Source organism: Tabrizicola sp. YIM 78059 (genome assembly GCF_004959785.1).
GTDB classification, from domain to species: domain Bacteria; phylum Pseudomonadota; class Alphaproteobacteria; order Rhodobacterales; family Rhodobacteraceae; genus Tabrizicola; species Tabrizicola caldifontis.
In genome coordinates this window covers 1-1,158 of sequence record NZ_SJZH01000054.1, presented here as the reverse complement: position 1 = coordinate 1,158, position 1,158 = coordinate 1, and the positions used below count along the sequence as shown (strand labels likewise).

Annotated in this window: 1 protein-coding gene; it reads left to right on the top strand. The window is 63.3% G+C overall.

Annotation, left to right across the window (positions count from 1 at the left end; genetic code table 11):
• Position 1: 1 nt before the first annotated feature.
• On the top strand, positions 2–1,158 hold a 1,157-nt coding region (gene tuf, locus EZM81_RS17980; protein ID WP_136646736.1), incomplete at its 3' end, for an elongation factor Tu.

Sequence of the window (1,158 nt, the reverse complement as noted above, 5' to 3'; positions counted from 1 at the left end):
AATGGCGAAGGCAAAGTTTGAACGGACGAAACCGCACGTGAACATCGGGACCATTGGTCACGTTGACCATGGGAAGACGACGCTGACGGCGGCGATCACGAAGTATTTCGGTGAATTCAAGGCCTACGACCAGATCGACGGGGCGCCGGAAGAGCGTGCGCGGGGGATCACGATCTCGACGGCGCATGTGGAGTACGAGACCGAGAAGCGGCACTATGCGCACGTGGACTGCCCCGGCCACGCCGACTATGTGAAGAACATGATCACGGGTGCGGCGCAGATGGACGGCGCGATCCTTGTGGTTGCGGCCTCGGACGGGCCGATGCCGCAGACGCGCGAGCACATCCTGCTTGGCCGTCAGGTGGGGATTCCCTACATGGTCGTGTACATGAACAAGATCGACCTTGTGGACGACCCCGAGCTTCTGGAGCTGGTGGAGATGGAAGTTCGGGAGCTTCTGTCGTCCTATGAATATCCTGGCGACGAGATTCCGATCATCAAGGGCTCGGCGCATCAGGCGATGATCGGCGAGAACCCCGAGATCGGCGAGCAGTCGATCCGGGCGCTGATGAAGGCGGTTGACGACTACATCCCGACGCCTGCGCGCGCGGTTGACCAGCCGTTCCTGATGCCGATCGAGGACGTGTTCTCGATCTCGGGCCGCGGCACGGTTGTGACCGGCCGGGTAGAGCGTGGCGTGATCAACGTCGGCGACGAAGTGGAGATCGTGGGTCTGCGGGAAACGAAGAAGTCGGTCTGTACCGGCGTCGAGATGTTCCGCAAGCTTCTGGACCGCGGCGAGGCGGGCGACAACATCGGCGCCCTGCTGCGCGGGATCGACCGTGACGGGGTGGAGCGCGGCCAGGTGCTGTGCAAGCCCGGTTCGGTGAAGCCGCACACCAAGTTCGAGGCCGAAGCCTACATCCTGACCAAGGAGGAAGGCGGTCGCCACACGCCGTTCTTTGCGAACTACCGTCCGCAGTTCTACTTCCGCACGACGGACGTGACGGGCACGGTGAAGCTGCCGGAAGGCACCGAGATGGTGATGCCGGGCGACAACCTGAAGTTCGAGGTGGAGCTGATCGCCCCGATCGCGATGGAAGAGAAGCTGCGCTTCGCCATCCGCGAAGGCGGCCGCACCGTCGGCGCAGGCGTCGT